The 17,442-nt window shown below is 67.3% G+C and carries 25 protein-coding genes; 17 read left to right on the top strand and 8 right to left on the bottom strand.

Annotated elements, in window-relative coordinates; translation table 11 throughout:
• Positions 1 to 6: 6 nt before the first annotated feature.
• The gene (locus BJP62_RS07735) at positions 7 to 300 is read left to right on the top strand and encodes a hypothetical protein (protein WP_070528573.1); all 294 of its coding nucleotides are present in this window, start codon (positions 7 to 9) and stop codon (positions 298 to 300) included.
• Positions 301 to 376: 76 nt separating this feature from the next.
• Here BJP62_RS07735 and BJP62_RS07730 read toward each other — a convergent pair whose 3' ends face one another.
• The gene (locus tag BJP62_RS07730) at positions 377 to 1,924 is read right to left on the bottom strand and encodes a LysM peptidoglycan-binding domain-containing protein (protein ID WP_070528570.1); all 1,548 of its coding nucleotides are present in this window, start codon (positions 1,922 to 1,924) and stop codon (positions 377 to 379) included.
• An 88-nt stretch (positions 1,925 to 2,012) separates the two neighbouring features.
• A complete protein-coding gene (gene gloB, locus BJP62_RS07725) occupies positions 2,013 to 2,765 on the bottom strand; it encodes a hydroxyacylglutathione hydrolase (protein ID WP_205700980.1) in 753 nt (250 codons plus the stop codon).
• Between gloB and BJP62_RS07720 the strand changes: the two genes are divergently transcribed.
• Complete coding sequence (locus BJP62_RS07720) at positions 2,764 to 3,537, top strand: methyltransferase domain-containing protein (RefSeq protein ID WP_070528567.1); 774 nt, start codon at positions 2,764 to 2,766, stop codon at positions 3,535 to 3,537. The genes gloB and BJP62_RS07720 overlap by 2 nt on opposite strands.
• Positions 3,538 to 3,544: 7 nt before the next feature.
• Here the strand turns inward: BJP62_RS07720 and BJP62_RS07715 are convergent, their stop codons facing one another.
• On the bottom strand, positions 3,545 to 3,823 hold the full coding sequence (locus BJP62_RS07715) for a hypothetical protein (RefSeq protein ID WP_070528564.1): 279 nt from the start codon (positions 3,821 to 3,823) through the stop codon (positions 3,545 to 3,547).
• Positions 3,824 to 3,842: 19 nt separating this feature from the next.
• Here BJP62_RS07715 and rnhA point away from each other — a divergent pair, with 19 nt between their 5' ends.
• The 7 genes from rnhA (at position 3,843) to BJP62_RS07680 (ending at position 8,817) form a co-directional block, all read left to right on the top strand.
• Positions 3,843 to 4,286, top strand: coding sequence for a ribonuclease HI (gene rnhA / locus BJP62_RS07710; RefSeq protein WP_070528562.1), 444 nt, complete (start codon positions 3,843 to 3,845; stop codon positions 4,284 to 4,286).
• 89 nt (positions 4,287 to 4,375) lie between these two features.
• Positions 4,376 to 5,104, top strand: coding sequence for a DNA polymerase III subunit epsilon (gene dnaQ / locus BJP62_RS07705; protein ID WP_070528559.1), 729 nt, complete (start codon positions 4,376 to 4,378; stop codon positions 5,102 to 5,104).
• The gene (gene ispD, locus BJP62_RS07700) at positions 5,101 to 5,841 is read left to right on the top strand and encodes a 2-C-methyl-D-erythritol 4-phosphate cytidylyltransferase (RefSeq protein WP_070528557.1); all 741 of its coding nucleotides are present in this window, start codon (positions 5,101 to 5,103) and stop codon (positions 5,839 to 5,841) included. The genes dnaQ and ispD overlap by 4 nt, the downstream gene beginning before the upstream one ends.
• Complete coding sequence (locus tag BJP62_RS07695) at positions 5,841 to 6,317, top strand: GAF domain-containing protein (RefSeq protein ID WP_070528555.1); 477 nt, start codon at positions 5,841 to 5,843, stop codon at positions 6,315 to 6,317. Before ispD ends, BJP62_RS07695 begins: the two co-directional genes overlap by 1 nt.
• Positions 6,318 to 6,392: 75 nt before the next feature.
• Positions 6,393 to 7,493 carry a serine hydrolase gene (locus BJP62_RS07690; RefSeq protein WP_070528552.1) on the top strand — a complete coding sequence of 367 codons (1,101 nt, stop codon included), beginning with the start codon at positions 6,393 to 6,395 and terminating at the stop codon, positions 7,491 to 7,493.
• Positions 7,494 to 7,544: 51 nt separating this feature from the next.
• Positions 7,545 to 8,045, top strand: a complete 501-nt coding sequence (ispF, locus tag BJP62_RS07685) for a 2-C-methyl-D-erythritol 2,4-cyclodiphosphate synthase (protein ID WP_070528548.1) — start codon at positions 7,545 to 7,547, stop codon at positions 8,043 to 8,045.
• Positions 8,046 to 8,052: 7 nt separating this feature from the next.
• On the top strand, positions 8,053 to 8,817 hold the full coding sequence (locus BJP62_RS07680) for a hypothetical protein (RefSeq protein ID WP_070528545.1): 765 nt from the start codon (positions 8,053 to 8,055) through the stop codon (positions 8,815 to 8,817).
• Positions 8,818 to 8,841: 24 nt separating this feature from the next.
• Here the strand turns inward: BJP62_RS07680 and BJP62_RS07675 are convergent, their stop codons facing one another.
• From BJP62_RS07675 to BJP62_RS07660, 4 genes are all read right to left on the bottom strand, one after another.
• Positions 8,842 to 9,588 carry a UDP-2,3-diacylglucosamine diphosphatase gene (locus tag BJP62_RS07675; RefSeq protein WP_070528541.1) on the bottom strand — a complete coding sequence of 249 codons (747 nt, stop codon included), beginning with the start codon at positions 9,586 to 9,588 and terminating at the stop codon, positions 8,842 to 8,844.
• Positions 9,581 to 9,949, bottom strand: a complete 369-nt coding sequence (locus BJP62_RS07670; protein WP_070528538.1) for a GGDEF domain-containing protein — start codon at positions 9,947 to 9,949, stop codon at positions 9,581 to 9,583. Before BJP62_RS07670 ends, BJP62_RS07675 begins: the two co-directional genes overlap by 8 nt.
• Positions 9,950 to 10,089: 140 nt before the next feature.
• Positions 10,090 to 10,590, bottom strand: a complete 501-nt coding sequence (locus BJP62_RS07665; RefSeq protein ID WP_070528534.1) for a peptidylprolyl isomerase — start codon at positions 10,588 to 10,590, stop codon at positions 10,090 to 10,092.
• Positions 10,591 to 10,626: 36 nt separating this feature from the next.
• Entirely contained in the window at positions 10,627 to 11,199 is a 573-nt protein-coding gene (locus BJP62_RS07660) for a peptidylprolyl isomerase (RefSeq protein ID WP_070532462.1), read from the bottom strand.
• Positions 11,200 to 11,287: 88 nt separating this feature from the next.
• On the opposite strand from BJP62_RS07660, the gene coq7 reads away from it, so the two are divergent.
• Together coq7 and BJP62_RS07650 are read left to right on the top strand one after the other, a co-directional pair.
• Positions 11,288 to 11,941: a 2-polyprenyl-3-methyl-6-methoxy-1,4-benzoquinone monooxygenase gene (coq7, locus tag BJP62_RS07655; protein ID WP_070528531.1), complete on the top strand. Its 654-nt coding sequence runs from the start codon at positions 11,288 to 11,290 to the stop codon at positions 11,939 to 11,941.
• 183 nt (positions 11,942 to 12,124) lie between these two features.
• Positions 12,125 to 13,009 carry a formate/nitrite transporter family protein gene (locus tag BJP62_RS07650; protein ID WP_168163815.1) on the top strand — a complete coding sequence of 295 codons (885 nt, stop codon included), beginning with the start codon at positions 12,125 to 12,127 and terminating at the stop codon, positions 13,007 to 13,009.
• Between the two features lie 64 nt (positions 13,010 to 13,073).
• Here the strand turns inward: BJP62_RS07650 and BJP62_RS07645 are convergent, their stop codons facing one another.
• Positions 13,074 to 13,493, bottom strand: coding sequence for an OsmC family protein (locus BJP62_RS07645; protein WP_070528526.1), 420 nt, complete (start codon positions 13,491 to 13,493; stop codon positions 13,074 to 13,076).
• A gap of 338 nt (positions 13,494 to 13,831) precedes the next feature.
• On the opposite strand from BJP62_RS07645, the gene rplM reads away from it, so the two are divergent.
• The 6 genes from rplM (at position 13,832) to erpA (ending at position 17,382) form a co-directional block, all read left to right on the top strand.
• A complete protein-coding gene (rplM, locus tag BJP62_RS07640) occupies positions 13,832 to 14,260 on the top strand; it encodes a 50S ribosomal protein L13 (protein WP_070528524.1) in 429 nt (142 codons plus the stop codon).
• A 22-nt stretch (positions 14,261 to 14,282) separates the two neighbouring features.
• A complete protein-coding gene (rpsI, locus tag BJP62_RS07635; RefSeq protein ID WP_070528521.1) occupies positions 14,283 to 14,675 on the top strand; it encodes a 30S ribosomal protein S9 in 393 nt (130 codons plus the stop codon).
• 131 nt (positions 14,676 to 14,806) lie between these two features.
• Positions 14,807 to 15,850 (top strand): N-acetyl-gamma-glutamyl-phosphate reductase, encoded by a 1,044-nt coding sequence (gene argC / locus BJP62_RS07630; RefSeq protein WP_070532459.1) that lies wholly within the window; start codon positions 14,807 to 14,809, stop codon positions 15,848 to 15,850.
• A 2-nt stretch (positions 15,851 to 15,852) separates the two neighbouring features.
• A complete protein-coding gene (locus BJP62_RS07625) occupies positions 15,853 to 16,566 on the top strand; it encodes a DUF6776 family protein (protein ID WP_070528518.1) in 714 nt (237 codons plus the stop codon).
• On the top strand, positions 16,566 to 16,964 hold the full coding sequence (locus tag BJP62_RS07620) for a polymer-forming cytoskeletal protein (RefSeq protein ID WP_070528515.1): 399 nt from the start codon (positions 16,566 to 16,568) through the stop codon (positions 16,962 to 16,964). The genes BJP62_RS07625 and BJP62_RS07620 overlap by 1 nt, the downstream gene beginning before the upstream one ends.
• Before the next feature lie 85 nt (positions 16,965 to 17,049).
• Complete coding sequence (gene erpA, locus BJP62_RS07615; RefSeq protein WP_236943698.1) at positions 17,050 to 17,382, top strand: iron-sulfur cluster insertion protein ErpA; 333 nt, start codon at positions 17,050 to 17,052, stop codon at positions 17,380 to 17,382.
• Positions 17,383 to 17,442: the final 60 nt, after the last annotated feature.

Here is a 17,442-nt window from a genome sequence, read left to right as displayed (position 1 = left end):
TGCCGGATGATGGTGCTGGCGGCCCTGCTGGCCGGTCCGGCACTCGCGACGAACAACGATGCGTGGAAGGCGACCGCCGGCGTCGCCCGCGACGCATGCGCCGCCGCCGCGCGCTCGGCCGGGTACAAGCAGCTGAAGTTTCCCAGCCCGTATCAGGCCAGCAGCGGCGGTGTCAGCTGGTTTTTCAGCGGCCTGAAGAAGGGCGAGAGCGAACGTCAGCCGCTGTACTGCCGCTATGACGGCATGCGCAGCCGGGTCGAGGCCTTGCTCGCCTACAGCGCCGATTTCACGCCCGACTGAGCGGTACCGGTCAAAAGAAAAGCCCGTCGAATGACGGGCTTTTTTTTCGGCTGCACGATCCGGGTGCTTGTGGCGATCAGCCCGGCTGCTGGTAGATCACCAGCCGGATGCCCGGCGACAGCTTCTGCGGATTCCAGCGCTTCAGGTCGTCGGCATCGACGCGGTGTTTGCGCGCGATCGACGCCAGCGTGTCGCCGGATTTCACCACGTATTCGCGCTGGATCGGTGCCTTCTTGCCGGCAGCGGTACGCGTGACGCTGGCGACCTTGAGCGTCGTGCCGAGGCGGACATCGTCGCCGTCGAGCCTGTTCAGCTTGCGCAGGTCGGCAACGTTCATCCCGTAGCGGCTGGCGATGTTGTACAGCGTGTCGCCGCGGGTGACGCGATGCTTGAGGACGGCCAGCGGCGCGTCGCCGGCGCCGGTGTCGACCGGGTCGGCGGCGCGGTTGTCGTGCAGCGCGACCAGCGTCTGCCGGTCGGAGACATCGAGGCCCGGCACGTTCGGCACCAGAATGGTCTGGCCGCGCGCGATGCTGTCCTTGCCGATGTCGTTGATGTCCTTGAGCTCGTCGACGTCGATGCCGAACTGGCCGGCCAGCTGGGCGAACGATTCGCCGCGCTTGGTGACGTACGGCTGCCAGTTCAGCAGCGGCTTGTCGTAGTTGGCGAGGTTGCGCTGGAAGGCGGCGACCTTGTCGGCCGGGATCACCAGCTTGCGGTCGTCCTTGTACGCGATCACCGGGCGGATGAAGCCCGGGTTGAGCTTGAGCAGCTCCTGCACCGGGGTTTCCGACAGCTCGGCGGCGACCTGCACGTCCATGTGCCGGCCGGTGGTGATCGCGGCGAAGTAGGGCTTGTTCGGCACGCTGGCGAGCGTGACGCCGAAGGCCGACGGATTGGCGATGATGTTGCGCACCGCCATCAGCTTGGGCACGTAGTTGCGCGTCTCGTTCGGCATCTTGAGGTCGCTGTACGTCGTGCCGCCGCCGTTGGCCGCGCTCTTCTTCTGTGCCCGGGCGACGGCATTCTCGCCCCAGTTGTACGAGGCCAGCGCCAGTTGCCAGTCGTTGAACTGGCCGTGCAGGGTGTCGAGGTAGTCGAGTGCGGCGTCGGTCGCTGCGAGCACGTCGCGCCGGCCGTCGTACCACCAGGTGCGCTCGAGGCCGTACTGCTTGCCGGTCGCCGGGACGAACTGCCACATGCCGGCGGCCTTGGCCGACGATTCGGCCTTCGGGTTGTACGCCGATTCGATCATCGGCAGCAGCGCCAGCTCCATCGGCATGCCGCGGCGCTCGACGTCGCCGACGACGAAATACAGGTAACGGCTGCCGCGCTCGATGATCCGGTTCAGGTACTCGGGGCGGCTGGCGTAGTAGTTCTCCCATTTCTCGACCAGCGGGTCGTCGAGTTCGGGCATCGTGAAGCCGGCGCGCACGCGGCCCCACAGGTCGTCGTACGACTGCACCCGCGCGACTTCGCCGAACAGCACGTCGACGGTGCGGCTGGTGTCGTCGGTAACGCGGAACTGGGGGTTGTTCAGCTGGCCGTCAAGGCCGGAGGGCGCCGCGAAGGCGCTGGCAAAGCTCAGGCCGGCGAGCAGCCCGGCGAGGGGAAGGAACCGCATCTTGCGCGCTCGTTTTTTAATCAGTTGCAGGATGGTGCCGACCCCGGCGTGGCCTGTCAACGCAAGTGTCCGGTCTGGCGCCGGGCGGTCAGAACGTGTCTTTCCAGCGCCGGATCGCTGCGAGTACTTCCTCCCCGGTGTCGTCGATCGCACCATGATGTCGGGCTGCTCCAATCACGCCGGGCTCGGCGCAGCGCAGGTAGGGGTTGGTCGCCCGCTCCAGCGCCATGCTGCTCGGCAAGGTCGGCAGTCCCCGCGCACGTCTGGCCTGCTCGACCGTTTCGCGTTCGCGAAGGTCGGCATTGCCCGGCTCGACTGCCCTGGCAAATTTCAGGTTAGACAGCGTGTATTCGTGTGTACAGCACACCAGCGTGTCGCCCGGCAGTGCGGCCAGGCGGGAGAGCGAGGCGTGCATCTGCGCCGGCGTGCCCTCGAACAGCCGGCCGCAGCCGGCGGCAAACAGCGTGTCGCCGCAGAACAGCCAGGGCGCCGCGTGGTAGGCGAGGTGGTCGAGCGTGTGGCCGGGCACGGCGAGCACGTCGAAGTCGCGCCCGAGCGCGGTGACCGTCTCGCCTCCCGTCAGCGGCCGGTTGACCCCGGCGACGCGCGCCGGACCGTAGACCGGCAGCCCGGGGCGGGCGGCGACGAGCCCGGCGAGCCCGCCGGTGTGGTCGTGATGATGGTGGGTGACGAGCAGCGCGGCCAGTTGCAGGCCGCGCCCGGCGAGGAAGCGCTCGAGCGGCGCGGCCAGGCCGGGGTCGACGGCCAGCGCGTGGCGGTCGTCGTGCAAAACCCAGATATAATTGTCGTCGAAGATCGGCAACGGGGTGAGTGCCAGCATGACGGGTCCCGTGGACTGCAGTACATCGTTCGACCATTTTGCCGCCTGGCTGGCAACGCCGCTAGGGCAGGACGTCGCACGGCAGGAACGCGGCTGGTATGCGCGCACCGCGGCCGACCTGTTCGGCTACAAGGCGGTGCAGCTCGAACTGCCGCAGCTCGACGCGCTGGCGACCAACCGGATGTCGTGGCGGACCATCGCCGGCCGCAGCGCCGGCTGCGCGCTGCATTGCGTGCCCGAGCAGCTGCCGTTCGCGAACCAGTCGCTCGACCTGCTGGCCCTGCCGCACGTGCTCGACTTCTGCGCCGATCCGCACGCGGTGCTGCGCGAGGTCGAGCGGGTACTGGTGCCGGAAGGGCGGCTCCTGGTGACCGGTTTCAATCCGTGGAGCCTGTGGGGGCTGCGCAAATGGCGCGGCGGCGATGCGCCGTGGTCGGGGCATTTCGTTGCGCTGCCGCGTCTCAAGGACTGGCTGTCGCTGCTGGGCATGGAAACGGTGCGCGGCAGCTTCCTGTGCTACGGGCTGCCGGTGCAGCACGAACGCTGGATCGCCCGTGGCCACCTGTTCGACAATGCCGGCGACCGCTGGTGGCCGGCCGCCGGCGGGATCTACTGCCTCGACGCGGTCAAGCGCGTGCGCGGGATGCGGGTGATCGGTCCGGCGTGGCGCGGCAAGGTCGCGGTGCCGAAGGCCAAGCCGGCCGCGGCGATCGACCAGGTGGCGCTGATCGAGCGTTTGCGCCAGCGGGCCGGCAAGGACCGCTGCAAGTGAGCGCGGCTCAGGACGGGGACGGATCGCAGCGGCGCGAGGTTTCGACCAGCTCGCGCAGCAGCTTCTGGCCGTCGTCGCGGCCCTTGAGCGGGATCTTCACGTCGTGACCGCTGCCGAGGTTGCCGCCGCCGAAATAGAGCCGGGCCTCGGTGTCGGACAATTCGACATACTGGACCACGGTCAGGTTGACCCAGCGCTCGCTCTTGTCGGTGCCGGGCAGTTTGTACGGACAGAACGTCGCGGCCTGGGCCGTGGCGATACACAAAAGGAACAGGAGGGCGCGCATGGTCGCTCCTTCGCAAGCTATGACGACAGTTACGATTTATACCGATGGCGCCTGCAAAGGCAATCCCGGCCCCGGCGGCTGGGGCGCCTTGTTGCAGTACGGCGGGCAGGAGAAGGAGCTCTTCGGCGGCGAGCGCGACACGACCAATAACCGGATGGAGCTGACCGCGGTGATCGAGGCGCTGGCCGTGCTCAAGCGGCCGTGCGAGGTCGCGCTGTGGACCGACTCGCAATACGTGAAGAACGGCATCGAAACCTGGATCCACAACTGGAAGAAAAACGGCTGGAAGACCGCCGACAAGAAGCCGGTGAAGAACGCCGACCTGTGGCAGAAGCTCGACGCCGAGGTGGCGCGCCACGCGGTCGGCTGGCACTGGGTCAAGGGCCACGCCGGCCACGAATTCAACGAGCGCGCCGACCAGCTCGCCAACCGCGGCGTCGACATGGCGCTGGGGCGGATCTAAATGCGGCATCCTGATACCGGGTTCAAGCTCAACGAACACGCCGATCCGTTCGCGATCGGTGCGGCCGACGTCGCGATAGGGAGAGCCTGATGCGGCAGATCATTCTCGATACCGAAACCACCGGTCTGCGCGTCGAGGACGGCAACCGCATCCTCGAGATCGCCGCGGTCGAAATGATCGACCGCAAGCTGTCGCCGGCCGACCGCCACCTGCACCGCTACATCAACCCGGGGCGCGATTCGGAAGAGGGCGCGCTGAACGTCCACGGCCTGACGACCGAGTTCCTCGCCGACAAGCCGAAGTTCGCCGACATCGCCGACGAGTTCCTGCGCTTTGTCGACGGCGCCGAGCTGATCATCCACAACGCGCCGTTCGACGTCGGCTACCTGAACATGGAGCTCGGCAAGCTCGGCCGTGGCCCGATCACCGACTACGTGTCGGGCGTGGTCGACACGCTGAAGATGGCCAAGGACACCTTCCCGGGCAAGCGCAACAGCCTCGACGCGCTGTGCGACCGCTTCGAGATTGACCGCAGCGGCCGGACGCTGCACGGCGCGCTGATCGACTGCGAGCTGCTGGCGGAGGTCTACCTGGCGCTGACGCGCGGCCAGGACAGCCTGCTGATCGACTTCGCCGGCGGCGATGCCGGCGACGCCGCGGCGCTGTTTGGCAGGGGGAAACCGCGCAAGCCGCTGCTCGTGGCGGGCGTGCCGGCCGACGATCTGGCGCAGCACGAAGCCTACCTCGACGTGCTCGACAAATCGGTCAAGGGCACCTGCCTGTGGCGTGCGCTGACGGCGCCCGGGGCCGGGGAATGAGCGCGATCGCGCTGGTGCCGGCCGCCGGCAGCGGCAGCCGGATGGCGAGCGATACGCCGAAGCAGTACCTCGACCTGCTCGGCAAGCCGCTGATCTGGCACACGCTGAACGCCCTGCACCAGGTCGTGGCGCTGGAGCGCATCTTCGTCGTGATCTCGCCGGAGGACGAATGGTGGGACGGCTACGACTGGGACGGTTTCGGCCGGCTGGTGGTGATGCGCTGCGGCGGCGGCAGCCGTGCCGAGTCGGTGCTGAACGGCCTGCAGGCGCTGTCGCTGTTCACGCCGTCGGATGCCTGGGTGCTGGTCCACGATGCGGCGCGGCCGTGCGTCGATCCGGCGCAGGTCGACGGCATGATCGCGACGCTGGGCGATGACCCGGTCGGCGGCATCCTCGCGGTGCCGGTCGCCGACACGCTCAAGCGTGCGTGTAATGAGCCGCTCAAGCGTGCGCGCAGCGAGTCGCTCGGGCATGCCGGCGACGACACTCGGATCGCCGAGACCGCGCCGCGCGCCGGGCTGTGGCAGGCGCAGACACCGCAGATGTTCAGGCTGGCGATGCTCGCCGGCGCGCTCGAAACCGGCATGGGTCCGGACATCACCGACGAGGCAAGCGCACTGGAAAAGCAGGGCGCGTCGCCACGGCTGGTGATGGGCAGCCCGTGGAACCTCAAGGTGACCTATCCGCACGATCTGCAGCTCGCCGCGCTGATCCTCTCGGCACGAAAGGACGCGTGATGGCCGAAAGCCTGCATGTAGACGGTGACGACAAGGCGGCCCGCTACGCGTCGCTGCAGCCGCAACTGGCGGCGCTGCTGGCCGGCGAGCCCGACCTGACCGCCCGTCTCGCCAATGCCGCGGCGGCGCTCAGGCAGACCTTCGACTGGCTGTGGGTCGGCTTCTACCTCGTCGACGGCGACGAACTGGTGCTCGGGCCGTTCCAGGGGCCGGTGGCGTGCTTCCGGATCGCGCACGGCCGCGGCGTCTGCGGCAGCGCGTGGGCGCGCAACGAGACGCTGGTCGTGCCCGACGTCGATGCCTTCCCCGGTCATATCGCCTGCTCGTCGGCATCGCGCTCGGAGATCGTCGTGCCCTTGCACGACCGCGCCGGCCGGGTCGTCGGCGTGCTCGATGTCGACAGCGAACGGCTGGCCGAGTTCGACGAGATCGACGCCCGCGAACTGGCCGCCATCGCCGCCCTGCTGCCCGGATAAACCGTCCGGCGGCGGATGCGGACGGACGGCAAGCGGCCCGGCAGCGGCCGATGACCGCCTTCCTAAGCTGTAAGCATGAGCGCCGCCCCGATCGTTGCGGCGGCGTTGATGCTGGTGGGCTGCCACCGTCCGGATACGCAAGCCTGGCCTATCCTGCTGCACGCCGAAGCCAGGCTCAGCGACCGCGACGTGTTTGCCGCCCAGCGCGTCGATGCCGCACCGCAATCCCTGCCCTGGCCCCGCAGCCCCAAGCCGCTGGTCTGGCCCGGCCTGCCCGAAGCACAGGCCGGCGAGGCCCCCGAGGCGTGGCTGGCAAGGCAAAGCACGGTGGCCTTCCTGGTGATCAAGGACGGCCGCTTGCGCTACGAGCACTATTCCGGCGGCTATGCGGCCGGCGACCCGATTCCGTCGTTCTCGGTCGCCAAGTCGGTGGTGTCGGCGCTGGTCGGCGTCGGCCTGCAGGCCGGCTGGCTGCAGAGCGTCGACCAGCCGGTGACGCACTGGCTGCCCGAGCTGGCCCAGCGCGACCCGCGCTTCTCCAGGCTGACCTTGCGCGAGCTGCTGGCGATGCGCTCCGGGCTGGCGTGGGACGAGGCCGTCGGCAATATCGCCAGCGACGTTGCCTGGTACTACCTCGCTGCCGACCTGCGCGGCTGGTTCGATTCGCTCGACTTTGCCGGCGAGCCGGGCGACGCGTTCCGCTACCAGAGCGTCAACACCCAGCTGATCGCCGCAGCGCTCGAACGCGCGAGCGGCCAGAGCATCGCAACGCTGTTGCAGCGCTGGCTCTGGCAGCCGCTCGGCGCCGAGTACCCGGCGAGCTGGAGCGTCGATGCGCTCGGCACGGTCAAGGCCTTCTGCTGCCTCAACGCCGGTGCGCGCGATCTGGCGCGGATCGGCGAGCTGTACCTGGCGCAGGGGCGCTGGCGCGGCCGGCAGATCATCCCGTCGTCGTGGGTCGCCGAGAGCACGACGGCAATCGCCGGCGGCGAGTACGGGTTGCACTGGTGGACGCCGCCGAAGAGCGAGCCGCGGCGCGGCGACTACTACGCGCAGGGGCTGTCCGGCCAGTACCTCTACATCTACCCGGCGCGGCGCACGGTGATCGTCCGGCTCGGCGAGCGGAACGGCGAATGGTGGCCGGCGCTGATGCGGGCGATCGCCGAAGCCAACTGACGCGCATCCGCGCTACCATGCCGGGCTGTCAGAGCGAAGTGGAGAAAGGCAATGCGTATTGGTCAGGGTTGGGACGTGCACCGGCTGGTCGAGGGCCGGCCGCTGATCCTCGGCGGCGTGACGATTCCGTTCGAGAAGGGGCTGCTGGGCCATTCGGACGCCGACGCGCTGCTGCACGCAATCACCGACGCGGTGCTCGGCGCCGCCGGGCTCGGCGACATCGGCCGGCACTTTCCCGATACCGCGGCCGAGTTCAAGGGCGCCGACAGCCGCGTGCTGCTGCGCGAGGCGGTCCGGCGCGTGGCCGAGGCCGGCTGGCGCGTCGGCAATGTCGACGCGAGCATCCTGATCCAGCGGCCGAAGATGGCGCCGCACATTCCGCAGATGGTCGCCAATATCGCCGCCGACCTCGGCATCGAGATCACCGACGTCAACGTCAAGGCCAAGACCTACGAGAAGCTCGGCCCGGTCGGCGAATCCGAAGCGGTCGAGGCGCAGGCGGTGTGCCTGCTCGAACGCCGCTCGACCGTTTCCGGCCCCTGGGGCCGCTGAGACCGCCATGCGCGCGCCGCTGTCCGTGGTTGCCGCCATGCTCGCCGGTGTCACGCTGGCCGATGTCGTCGATACCGTCAGGTTGCGGCACAAGCCGGCGGCCGAGATCGTCCCGGCGCTGCAGCAGGCGTTTCCCGACGCCGGCATTTCGGGCTTCTACGACCAGTTGATCGTCCGCGCGCCCGACGCCGCGACGCTGGCGGCGATCGCCGCGCTGGTCGAACGGCTCGACACCAGGGCGCAGCGGCTGACCGTGAGCGTCGAGCAGCGCGAATCGGCTGCGACGGCCGGTATCGAGGCCGGTGGTGCGGTCGTCATCTCCAATCGCGGCAGTGCCGCTGCGGTCCGGCTGGGCGCGACGCAGTCGGGGGATACGCGCAGCGCGCTGCAGAAGGTCACGACGATGGACGGCGGCCGGGCGATGATCTCGCTCGGCGAGTCGCGTTTCGTTCCGACGCTGTCCTTCGTTTACCGGCCCGGCTACCGGATCGCCAGCTACGGCGGCCAGTGGCAGGACGCAGGCAGCGGCTTCTGGGCCGAGCCGCGGTTGCTGGGCGGGGAGGTTCGTCTGCGGCTGTATCCGCAAAGCAGCCGCTTCAATGCCGACGGCAGCGTGGCGTACCGGGGCGTCTACAGCGAAGTGGCCGGCGCGCTCGGCGAGTGGCTGCCGGTCGGCGAATCGACCCGGCAGGCGAGCGGCTCGGGCATCGGATCGCAATCGCAGTCGTCGACCCGCTATACGGTCTGGGTGCGCGTCGACGTGGCGCCCTGAGCCGGCGTTGACCGGACGGGGGGGTCAGGCCGTCGTGCCCGGGAACGGCCGGTCGTCGAGCGTGAGCATCGAGACGCCGTCTTCGGCGACCCGCAGGTAACCGCCGCTGCCGTCGTGCCAGTCGGGCAGCACCCAGCGCGTGCCGGCGGCTTCCGCATGTCGTGCCGGCCGGTGCGTGTGGCCGTGGATCAGCGTGGCGACGCCGGCATCTCGCATGGCCGCGGCGATCGCCCCGGCGTTGACGTCCATGATTGCTTCCGCCTTGCGCCGGTTCATCGCGGTCGATTTTTCCCGCAGCTTGGCCGCCTCGCGGTTGCGCCAGCGGTAGGGCAGCCGCCGCCACAGCCATTGCACCAGCGGATTGCGGACGATGCGGCGGAAACGCTGGTAGTCGGCGTCGTCGGTGCAGTAGGCGTCGCCGTGCGCGAGCAGCAGCGGTTTGCCGAACGGCGCAATCGTCAGTGGGTCGGCGATCAGCGTCAGCCCGGCCGCGGCGGCGAAGCTTTGACCGCAGAGGAAGTCGCGGTTGCCGGCCATGAAGTACACCGGCACGCCGCTGTCGGCGAGCGCGCGCAGTTCGGCGGCGCGCGCCGCGTAGAAGGGCTCGTCGAGCTGGTCGTCGCCGATCCAGACCTCGAACAGGTCGCCGAGGATGTACAGCGCCTGGGCGTGGCGGGCCCGGCCGGCGAGGAAGCGGCCGAAGGCGGCGACCGTCGCCGGGTCGGCAGGCGAGAGATGCAGGTCGGAAATCAGCAGTACGGAATCAGGCATCGGTTTCGCTGGCAGTGTGGCCGGTCGGCGTCGCGACGACGACGCGGTTTCGGCCGGTGGTCTTGGCATGGTACAGCGCCGTATCGGCCCTGGCGGTCAGTTCGGCCTGATCGCGGCCATCGTCCGGAAAGACGGCGATGCCGGCCGAGAACGTCAGGCCGGCCGGCTCGGCGGCATAGGCCAGCCTGAGCGCGTCGACGCGCGCGGTCGCCTGCACGGCGGCGCAGCCGGGCAGCAGCAACAGCCACTCCTCGCCGCCGTAGCGGAAGCAGTAGTCGTCGTGCCGGCCATGCTGCTGCCAGCAGCGGGCGAGATCGGCCTTGAGCGCTTGCTGCGTGCTCGCGTATTCGAACGCGGCCATGGCGCACCACTAGGTCAGCATCAGCGCACTGCCGGCGAGCAGTGCGAAGCTCGGCGCTTGCCAGGACCAGGTTGCGGACATCGGGGCCAGATACGACAACGCCGCCCGGACGGGGCGGCGCGGTCGCGGTGCCGTGGCGCTTAGGCGAGCACTTCGGCCTTGACGATCAGCACGTCGTCCTTCGGCACGTCCTGGTGGAAGCCGCTGCTGCCGGTCTTCACGCTCTTGATCGCGTCGACGACGTCCTTGCCCTCGACGACCTTGCCGAACACGGCATAGCCGTAGCCCTGCGGGGTCGGCGCGCGGAAGTTGAGGAAGTCGTTGTTGGCGACGTTGATGAAGAACTGTGCCGATGCCGAGTGCGGTTCCGGCGTGCGCGCCATCGCGACGGTATAGGCGTCGTTCTTCAGGCCGTTGTCGGCTTCGTTCTTGATGTTGTCGCGGGTGTCCTTCTGCTTCATGCCGGGGGCAAAGCCGCCGCCCTGGACCATGAAGCCGTCGATCACGCGATGGAACACGGTGTTGTCATAGTGGCCGTCCTTCACGTACTGGACGAAGTTGGCGACGGTGATCGGGGCCTTGACGTCGTCGAGTTCGAGCACGATGTCGCCGGCGCTGGTGGTGAGTTTTACCTGGGTCATGATTGATCCTCTGTCGTTGATATCGATAGCGTAGGGTTATTTGGCAGCTTTGCCGGCCGGCAGTTCACGTGCCGACTCGAGCACGACCGGGTCGACCGGGGCGTCGCCCGGCATCGTCTTGACCGCGCCGATCTTGTCGACGACGTCGAGGCCGGCGACGACCTTGCCGAAGACCGTGTAACCGGCGCCGTCGCGGCCGGGCCAGTTCAGGAAGTCGTTGTTCTTCAGGTTGACGTAGAACTGGCTCGACGCCGAGTTCGGGTCGCTGGTCCGCGCCATCGCGACGGTGCCGCGGTCGTTCTTCAGCCCGGCCTTGAACGCGGCCTGCGCCTCGTTCTTGATCGGTGCGCGCGTCGGCTTCTGGCTGCCCTTGGCGTCGAAGCCGCCGCCCTGGACGACGAAGTCGGCGATCACGCGGTGGAAGATCGTGCCGTCGTAATGCTTGTCCTTCACGTACTGCAGGAAGTTGGCGACGGTCACCGGCGCCTTGTCCGGATACAGCTCGAGCACGACCTTGCCCTTGTTGGTCACGAGCTCGACCTGCGGGTTGGCGGCAAAGGCGGACATCGCGGCCAGGCTCAGTGCGGCGGCGGCAAACAGCTTTTTCATCGTGTTCTGATCCGTGTCGGTGGCGGTGAAAATCCGCCGAATCATAGCATGCGGATAAATAGTAAAATCGGCGCCAAGGAGAACCGCTATGCTCAAACTGCCCGCCCTGCCCAAGCTGCCCAGCCTCGACGCCATCGTGACCGAGTTCGACACCGTGCTCCGCACGCTGGCGGCGCCGGCCACCAGCGGCCGCGCGCATCCCGACGCGCACATCGACGAGGCCGAGCTGAGCGACGCCGACAAGCACCACGCCGCCGGGCTGATGCGCGTCAACCACAGCGGCGAGATCTGCGCGCAGGCGCTGTACCAGGGGCAGGCGCTGACGGCGCGCGACCCGGCCAACCGCGAGGCACTGCGGCAGGCGGCGCAGGAGGAAGTCGAGCATCTGGCGTGGACCGAGCAGCGCATCGGCGAACTCGGCAGCCACAAGAGCGTGCTCAATCCGCTGTGGTACGCCGGCAGCCTGGCGATCGGCGTCACCGCCGGCCTCGTCGGTGACCGCTGGAACCTCGGCTTCCTGGCCGAGACCGAGCGCCAGGTCGGCGCGCACCTGCAGTCGCATCTGGACACGCTGCCGCCGCACGACGCCAAGAGCCGTGCCGTGGTCGAGCAGATGTACCACGACGAAATGCATCACGCCGAGCTGGCGGTCGGGCTCGGTGCCGCCGAACTGCCGCCGCCGCTGAAGGCGGTGATGGGGCTGAGCTCCAAACTGATGACATCGCTGAGCTACCGCTTCTGAGTGCGCGAGTGGCAAAGGTTGTGCACGGCAATCAAACTAGTCCGAAAGAACTAGGGTGAACCGCTTCGTTTGATCTGGATCAGTTCCGCTCGGTATTGGGTGCGCCGGGCGGAACTTGTACCAAAACTACATGATGGGCTCGGCGTATAACTCGACGTCATGTTCTATTGTTACAGGCCCGCCATGTCTGCCCCCGAAACGTCCTCGTCCGCACTCCGTTCCCCCGCGCAAATCGTCGGTTACATTGCCCATGCCGGCGCCGAAAAGGCACGCCTGCATCCGGGGCGGCTGATCGGCATCGCCGTGCTCGGCGGCATGTTCATCGGCATCGGCACCATCCTCGCCGTCATCGTCGCCGGTGGCTGTACCGGGCTGGCGGCGAGCAATCCGGGGCTGGTGAAATTCATCTTCGGCGCGCTGTTTCCGCTCGGCTTCATCGCGGTGACGCTGACCGGCGCCGACCTGTTCACGTCGAACTGTGCGCTCGGCGCATCGGCGGTGCTGCGCGGCGAACTGGGCGTCGGCGAGATGCTGAAGTTCTGGCTGCTGTCCTACTTCGGCAACTTCATCGGCGCGGTCGGCGCGGCCTACTTCCTCGTCTACCTGACACACCTGATCACGCCCGGCGATCCGGCGACCGCCTACCTGATCGGCATCGCGCAGGGCAAGACCTCGCACCCGTTCATGATGACCTTCATGAAGGGTGTGCTGGCCAATGTGCTGGTCTGCGTCGCGACGATGCAGGGCTACTCGGCCAAGGACACCTTCGGACGCGTGCTCGGCATCTGGTTCCCGGTGATGGCCTTCGTCACGCTCGGCATGGAGCACAGCATCGCCAACATGTTCATCATCCCGGCGGCCATGCTCGGCGGGCTCGACGTCAGCTGGGGGCACTTCATTGTCGCCAACCTGATCCCGGCGACGCTCGGCAACATCGTCGGCGGTGCGCTGGTCATCGGCCTGCCGTACACGCTGATCTACGGCGAGCAGAACGCACCGCGCTTCGGCCGGCCACGCCCGCAGGCCAAGGCAGAGGCGGAGCAGGGCGTGCCCGATACGGTGAAGTAGGCAGCAGGCCCGCAGCATGTAAAAAAGCCGCCATCGGGCGGCTTTTTGCCGGATGCAGGACGGCTCAGTCGGCCTCGACGATCTCGAAATCGTGGGTGATCTCGGCCATCTTGCCGAGCATGATCGACGCCGAGCAGTACTTCTCGGCCGACAGCCTGATCGCGCGCTCGACCTGTTCGGGCTTGAGCGCGCGGCCGGTGACGATGAAGTGCAGATGGATCCGGGTGAACACCTTCGGATCGACGTCGGCGCGGTCGGCATCGACCTCGACCACGCAGTCGCGCACGTCGGCGCGGCCCTTCTTGAGGATGTGGATCACGTCGTAGGTCGAGCAGCCGGTCATGCCCATCAACAGCATTTCCATCGGCCGCGGACCGAGGTTGCGGCCGCCGCCTTCGGGCGGGCCGTCCATCAGCACCGCATGGCCGGACTCCGACTGCGCCAGAAAGCTCACCGCTTCCACCCACTTCAGACGAACCTTCATGACTTCCCTTTCCCTGTGTGTACTGCCGACTCAAGCAAGGCCGAGATTGTAGTGAAACGCTTGATTAGGCGCAGCTTTTAAGGGTTTTACCTGATCAGTTGTTTGTCATTTTTGCCGCTTTGGCGTCTTGTTTGCCGTGGGCGCGCATGCAAGAATGGGTCTCGGCGTCGGGCTTGCCCGGCGTTGTCTCCTCCATCCTCCTTCTTTGGTGGAATTTACGCGCAATCCTCAGGGGTTGCGTTTTTTTTGGCAGATTGCGCTCGGCGGGTTTGACACGTTCTTTCTTGAAGGGATAAAATCTGCGACTTTCTCGAAATCGTAACGTGGACTAAGCAGTCATGAAAACCTTCTCTGCCAAGCCGCACGAGGTGAAGCGCGAGTGGCTCGTTGTTGATGCCACTGACAAAGTGCTGGGTCGCCTTGCGGCTGAAATTGCCAAGCGCCTGCGTGGCAAACACAAAGCCGAATACACCCCGCACGTCGATTGCGGCGACTACATCGTTGTGGTGAACGCAGACAAGCTGCGCGTGACCGGCGACAAGGCCCAATCGAAGATCTATTACCGTCACACCGGTCATCCGGGCGGCATTTACGAACGCACCTTCACCGAGATGCAGGACAAGTTCCCGGGTCGCGTGCTGGAAAAAGCCGTCAAGGGCATGCTGCCGAAGGGCCCGCTGGGCTACGCCATGCTCAAGAAGATGAAGGTTTATGCCGGTAATGAGCATCCGCATTCCGCGCAACAGCCGAAAGCGCTTGAAGTCTGAGCCCTGAACAAGGAATAGCAAAATGGTAGGTAAGTACAACTACGGTACCGGTCGCCGCAAGAGCGCCGTTGCCCGCGTGTTCCTGGCCAAGGGCTCGGGCAACATCGTCGTCAACGGCAAGCCGGTTGATCAGTATTTCAGCCGCGAAACCAGCCGCATGATCGTTCGCCAGCCGCTAGCCCTCACCGAAAACCTCGAAGCGTTCGACATTCTCGTCAACGTCAACGGTGGTGGTGAAACCGGTCAGGCCGGTGCGGTTCGTCACGGCGTGACCCGTGCACTGATCGACTACAACGCAGAACTCAAGGGCGCACTCAAGGCCGCCGGCCTCGTGACCCGCGATGCGCGTGAAGTCGAACGTAAGAAGGTCGGCTTCCACAAAGCCCGCCGCCGCAAGCAGTTCTCGAAGCGTTAATCGGGATTGCCTGCCACACCAAAGCCGCCTCCGGGCGGCTTTGTCGTATCCGGCGTCTGCGCCGGACAGCCGCCGCCCATCGGGGCGGCTTTTGTTTTATGATCGCAGCGATTGCTTACAAGGAGTTCGAGATGGTCAAGGTCGGGATTGTCGGCGGCACCGGTTACACCGGCGTCGAGTTGCTGCGTCTGCTTGCCGGACACGGCGGTGCACGCATCGAGGCGGTGACGTCGCGCAAGGAAGCGGGCATGAAGGTCGCCGAGATGTTCCCGAGCCTGCGTGGCCGTGTCGACATCGCGTTCTCGACGCCGGAAGAGGCCAGGCTCAAGGACTGTGACGTGGTGTTCTTCGCCACGCCGCACGGCGTGGCGATGGCGCAGGCGCGCGAGCTGCTCGACGCCGGCGTCAAGGTGATCGACCTCGCCGCCGATTTCCGCCTCAAGGACCCGGCCGAGTTCCAGAAATGGTACGCGATGGCGCACAGCTGCACCGATCTGCTCGACGAGGCGGTCTACGGCCTGGCCGAGGTCAACCGTGATGCGATCAGGGCGGCCCGGCTGATCGGCATGGCCGGTTGCTATCCGACGTCGGTGCAGCTCGGCCTCCTGCCGCTGCTCGAGAACGGCCTGCAACTGATCGAAACCGATACGCTGATTGCCGACTGCAAGTCGGGCGTGTCCGGTGCCGGCCGCAAGGCCGAGGTCGGCACGCTGTTCGCCGAGTCGAGCGACAATTTCAAGGCCTACGGCGTCAAGGGCCACCGTCATTCGCCCGAGATCAATCAGGGCCTCTCCGCGATCCATGGCGCGCCGGTGTCGCTGACTTTCGTACCGCACCTGACGCCGATGATCCGCGGCATCCATTCGACCATCTACGCACGCATCAAGCCCGAAGGCCGCGACACCGACTTCCAGAAGCTGTTCGAAGACCGCTACGCCGGCGAGGCATTCGTCGACGTGATGCCGGCTGGCAGCTGCCCGGAAACGCGTTCGGTGCGCGGCTCGAACGTCGCACGCATTGCCGTGCATCGTCCCGGCAACGGCGACCTGCTGGTGATCCTCGTTGTCGAGGACAACCTGGTCAAGGGCGCGTCGGGCCAGGCGGTGCAGGTGATGAACTTGATGTTCGGCCTGCCGGAAACGCAGGGTCTCGACGTCGTGCCGCTGTTGCCGTAAGCGTGCCGCTCAAGCGCCTGTACCGCCTGCAGCGCGCCCGGCTGACGGCGACACCGCTGACGCTGAGGCCGGCGCTGGACTGGCGCGGCCGGCTGTGGCGGGCCTTGCTCGGTCTCGGCCTGCTGGCCGTGGCGTTTGCAGCCGGCGGCTGGCTTGGCGAACGCCACGGGCGCGAGCGGGCGCAGGGGCAGGCGGCGCAGGAAAGGGCCGCGCTCGAGGCCGGGCTGGCGCAACGCGCGGCTCTGGCGGCGAATGCATCCGGCGTCCGGCAACAGCTCGACGTCAGCGAAGCGGCGCGCAAGGCGCTGGCGGCCGAGCTGGCCGGCGTGCAGCAGCAACTGGCGGCGCAGCAGCAGCGGCTGGCGTTCTTCGATACGCTGCTGACGCGCAACGACCGCAATCGTCCGGTCGAGCTGGTGCGCTGCGATTTCGAGCCGCTCGATGCAGGCCGCTGGCGCTGGCGCGTGCTCGCCACGCAGGGGGCCGGCCGCGATACGGCATTCGCCGGCCGGCTGCTGCCCGCGGCGACCTTGCGCGACGCCGGCGGCCGGCGTCGTGTCGAGCTGGCCGCTGCTCCGCTGGCCTTTCGGCATTACGGCAGCACCGAGGGCGAGCTTGCGCTGCCGGTCGGGGCAAGGATCGAACGGATCGAGCTGCGGCTCGTGACCGACAACGACAAGCAGCCGATCGCGAGCTGCAACAATCAGGAGGGATGATGTTCAAGAAGAAGAAGGGGAGCCAGCGGATCGACAGCCTGATCGGCCACGGTACGCAGTTCGATGGCGAGCTGCGCTTCTCGGGCGGTCTGCGCATCGACGGCACGGTGGCCGGCAGCGTCACCGCGCTCGATGCGCAGCACGGCACGCTGGTCGTGTCGGAGAAGGCGCGGATCGACGGTGGCGTGCGCGCGACGCACCTGATCCTCAACGGCGAGATCGCCGGGCCGATCGAGGTCAGCCACTATGTCGAGCTGCAGCCCAAGGCGCGCGTGCGCGGCGATCTGACGTACAAGACGCTGGAAATGCACCCCGGTGCGGTGATCGAGGGCCGGCTGATTCCGCTCGACGGCGCCAGGGTGATCACGGCGCCAGAAGTACCGGCGGACGCCGATTGACCCGCTGCCGGCGTCGGCGCGATAATCCTAGTTGTTTAGTCAACTATTACATGTGGAGTATGCGATGACCACCGCAACCACCGAGATGCCCAGCCCGTTCCTTTTCACCGACGCCGCTGCGAACAAGGTGGCCGAGCTGATCGCCGAGGAAGGCAATCCCGATCTCAAGCTGCGCGTCTTCGTGACCGGCGGCGGCTGTTCCGGCTTCCAGTACGGCTTCACCTTCGACGAGATCGTCAACGACGACGATACCGAAGTGAACAAGGCCGGCGTGACGCTGCTCGTCGACCCGATGAGCTACCAGTACCTCGTCGGCGCCGAAATCGACTACGTCGACAGCCTCGAAGGCTCGCAGTTCACGATCAAGAACCCGAACGCCCAGTCGACCTGCGGCTGCGGCTCGTCGTTCTCGGTCTGACCCGGTTTGCCCCGAACGAAAGGGAAGCGCCAGCGCTTCCCTTTTTCTTTGTCGCATACC

The organism is Jeongeupia sp. USM3, from assembly GCF_001808185.1.
In the GTDB taxonomy this organism is placed as follows: domain Bacteria; phylum Pseudomonadota; class Gammaproteobacteria; order Burkholderiales; family Chitinibacteraceae; genus Jeongeupia.
Note: the sequence above shows the minus strand (reverse complement) of the source record. Positions and strands in the feature narration are given on the sequence as shown.

Bases quoted from the DNA above. Each gene is read 5' to 3' on its own strand.
- BJP62_RS07735 (WP_070528573.1), top strand. From the start codon at position 7: ATGATGGTGCTGGCGGCCCTGCTGGCCGGTCCGGCACTCGCGACGAAC.
- BJP62_RS07730 (WP_070528570.1), bottom strand. From the start codon at position 1,924: ATGCGGTTCCTTCCCCTCGCCGGGCTGCTCGCCGGCCTGAGCTTTGCC.
- BJP62_RS07720 (WP_070528567.1), top strand. From the start codon at position 2,764: ATGACGGGTCCCGTGGACTGCAGTACATCGTTCGACCATTTTGCCGCC.
- gloB (WP_205700980.1), bottom strand. From the start codon at position 2,765: ATGCTGGCACTCACCCCGTTGCCGATCTTCGACGACAATTATATCTGG.
- BJP62_RS07715 (WP_070528564.1), bottom strand. From the start codon at position 3,823: ATGCGCGCCCTCCTGTTCCTTTTGTGTATCGCCACGGCCCAGGCCGCG.
- rnhA (WP_070528562.1), top strand. From the start codon at position 3,843: ATGACGACAGTTACGATTTATACCGATGGCGCCTGCAAAGGCAATCCC.
- dnaQ (WP_070528559.1), top strand. From the start codon at position 4,376: ATGCGGCAGATCATTCTCGATACCGAAACCACCGGTCTGCGCGTCGAG.
- ispD (WP_070528557.1), top strand. From the start codon at position 5,101: ATGAGCGCGATCGCGCTGGTGCCGGCCGCCGGCAGCGGCAGCCGGATG.
- BJP62_RS07695 (WP_070528555.1), top strand. From the start codon at position 5,841: ATGGCCGAAAGCCTGCATGTAGACGGTGACGACAAGGCGGCCCGCTAC.
- BJP62_RS07690 (WP_070528552.1), top strand. From the start codon at position 6,393: ATGAGCGCCGCCCCGATCGTTGCGGCGGCGTTGATGCTGGTGGGCTGC.
- ispF (WP_070528548.1), top strand. From the start codon at position 7,545: ATGCGTATTGGTCAGGGTTGGGACGTGCACCGGCTGGTCGAGGGCCGG.
- BJP62_RS07680 (WP_070528545.1), top strand. From the start codon at position 8,053: ATGCGCGCGCCGCTGTCCGTGGTTGCCGCCATGCTCGCCGGTGTCACG.
- BJP62_RS07675 (WP_070528541.1), bottom strand. From the start codon at position 9,588: ATGCCTGATTCCGTACTGCTGATTTCCGACCTGCATCTCTCGCCTGCC.
- BJP62_RS07670 (WP_070528538.1), bottom strand. From the start codon at position 9,949: ATGGCCGCGTTCGAATACGCGAGCACGCAGCAAGCGCTCAAGGCCGAT.
- BJP62_RS07665 (WP_070528534.1), bottom strand. From the start codon at position 10,590: ATGACCCAGGTAAAACTCACCACCAGCGCCGGCGACATCGTGCTCGAA.
- BJP62_RS07660 (WP_070532462.1), bottom strand. From the start codon at position 11,199: ATGAAAAAGCTGTTTGCCGCCGCCGCACTGAGCCTGGCCGCGATGTCC.
- coq7 (WP_070528531.1), top strand. From the start codon at position 11,288: ATGCTCAAACTGCCCGCCCTGCCCAAGCTGCCCAGCCTCGACGCCATC.
- BJP62_RS07650 (WP_168163815.1), top strand. From the start codon at position 12,125: ATGTCTGCCCCCGAAACGTCCTCGTCCGCACTCCGTTCCCCCGCGCAA.
- BJP62_RS07645 (WP_070528526.1), bottom strand. From the start codon at position 13,493: ATGAAGGTTCGTCTGAAGTGGGTGGAAGCGGTGAGCTTTCTGGCGCAG.
- rplM (WP_070528524.1), top strand. From the start codon at position 13,832: ATGAAAACCTTCTCTGCCAAGCCGCACGAGGTGAAGCGCGAGTGGCTC.
- rpsI (WP_070528521.1), top strand. From the start codon at position 14,283: ATGGTAGGTAAGTACAACTACGGTACCGGTCGCCGCAAGAGCGCCGTT.
- argC (WP_070532459.1), top strand. From the start codon at position 14,807: ATGGTCAAGGTCGGGATTGTCGGCGGCACCGGTTACACCGGCGTCGAG.
- BJP62_RS07620 (WP_070528515.1), top strand. From the start codon at position 16,566: ATGTTCAAGAAGAAGAAGGGGAGCCAGCGGATCGACAGCCTGATCGGC.
- erpA (WP_236943698.1), top strand. From the start codon at position 17,050: ATGCCCAGCCCGTTCCTTTTCACCGACGCCGCTGCGAACAAGGTGGCC.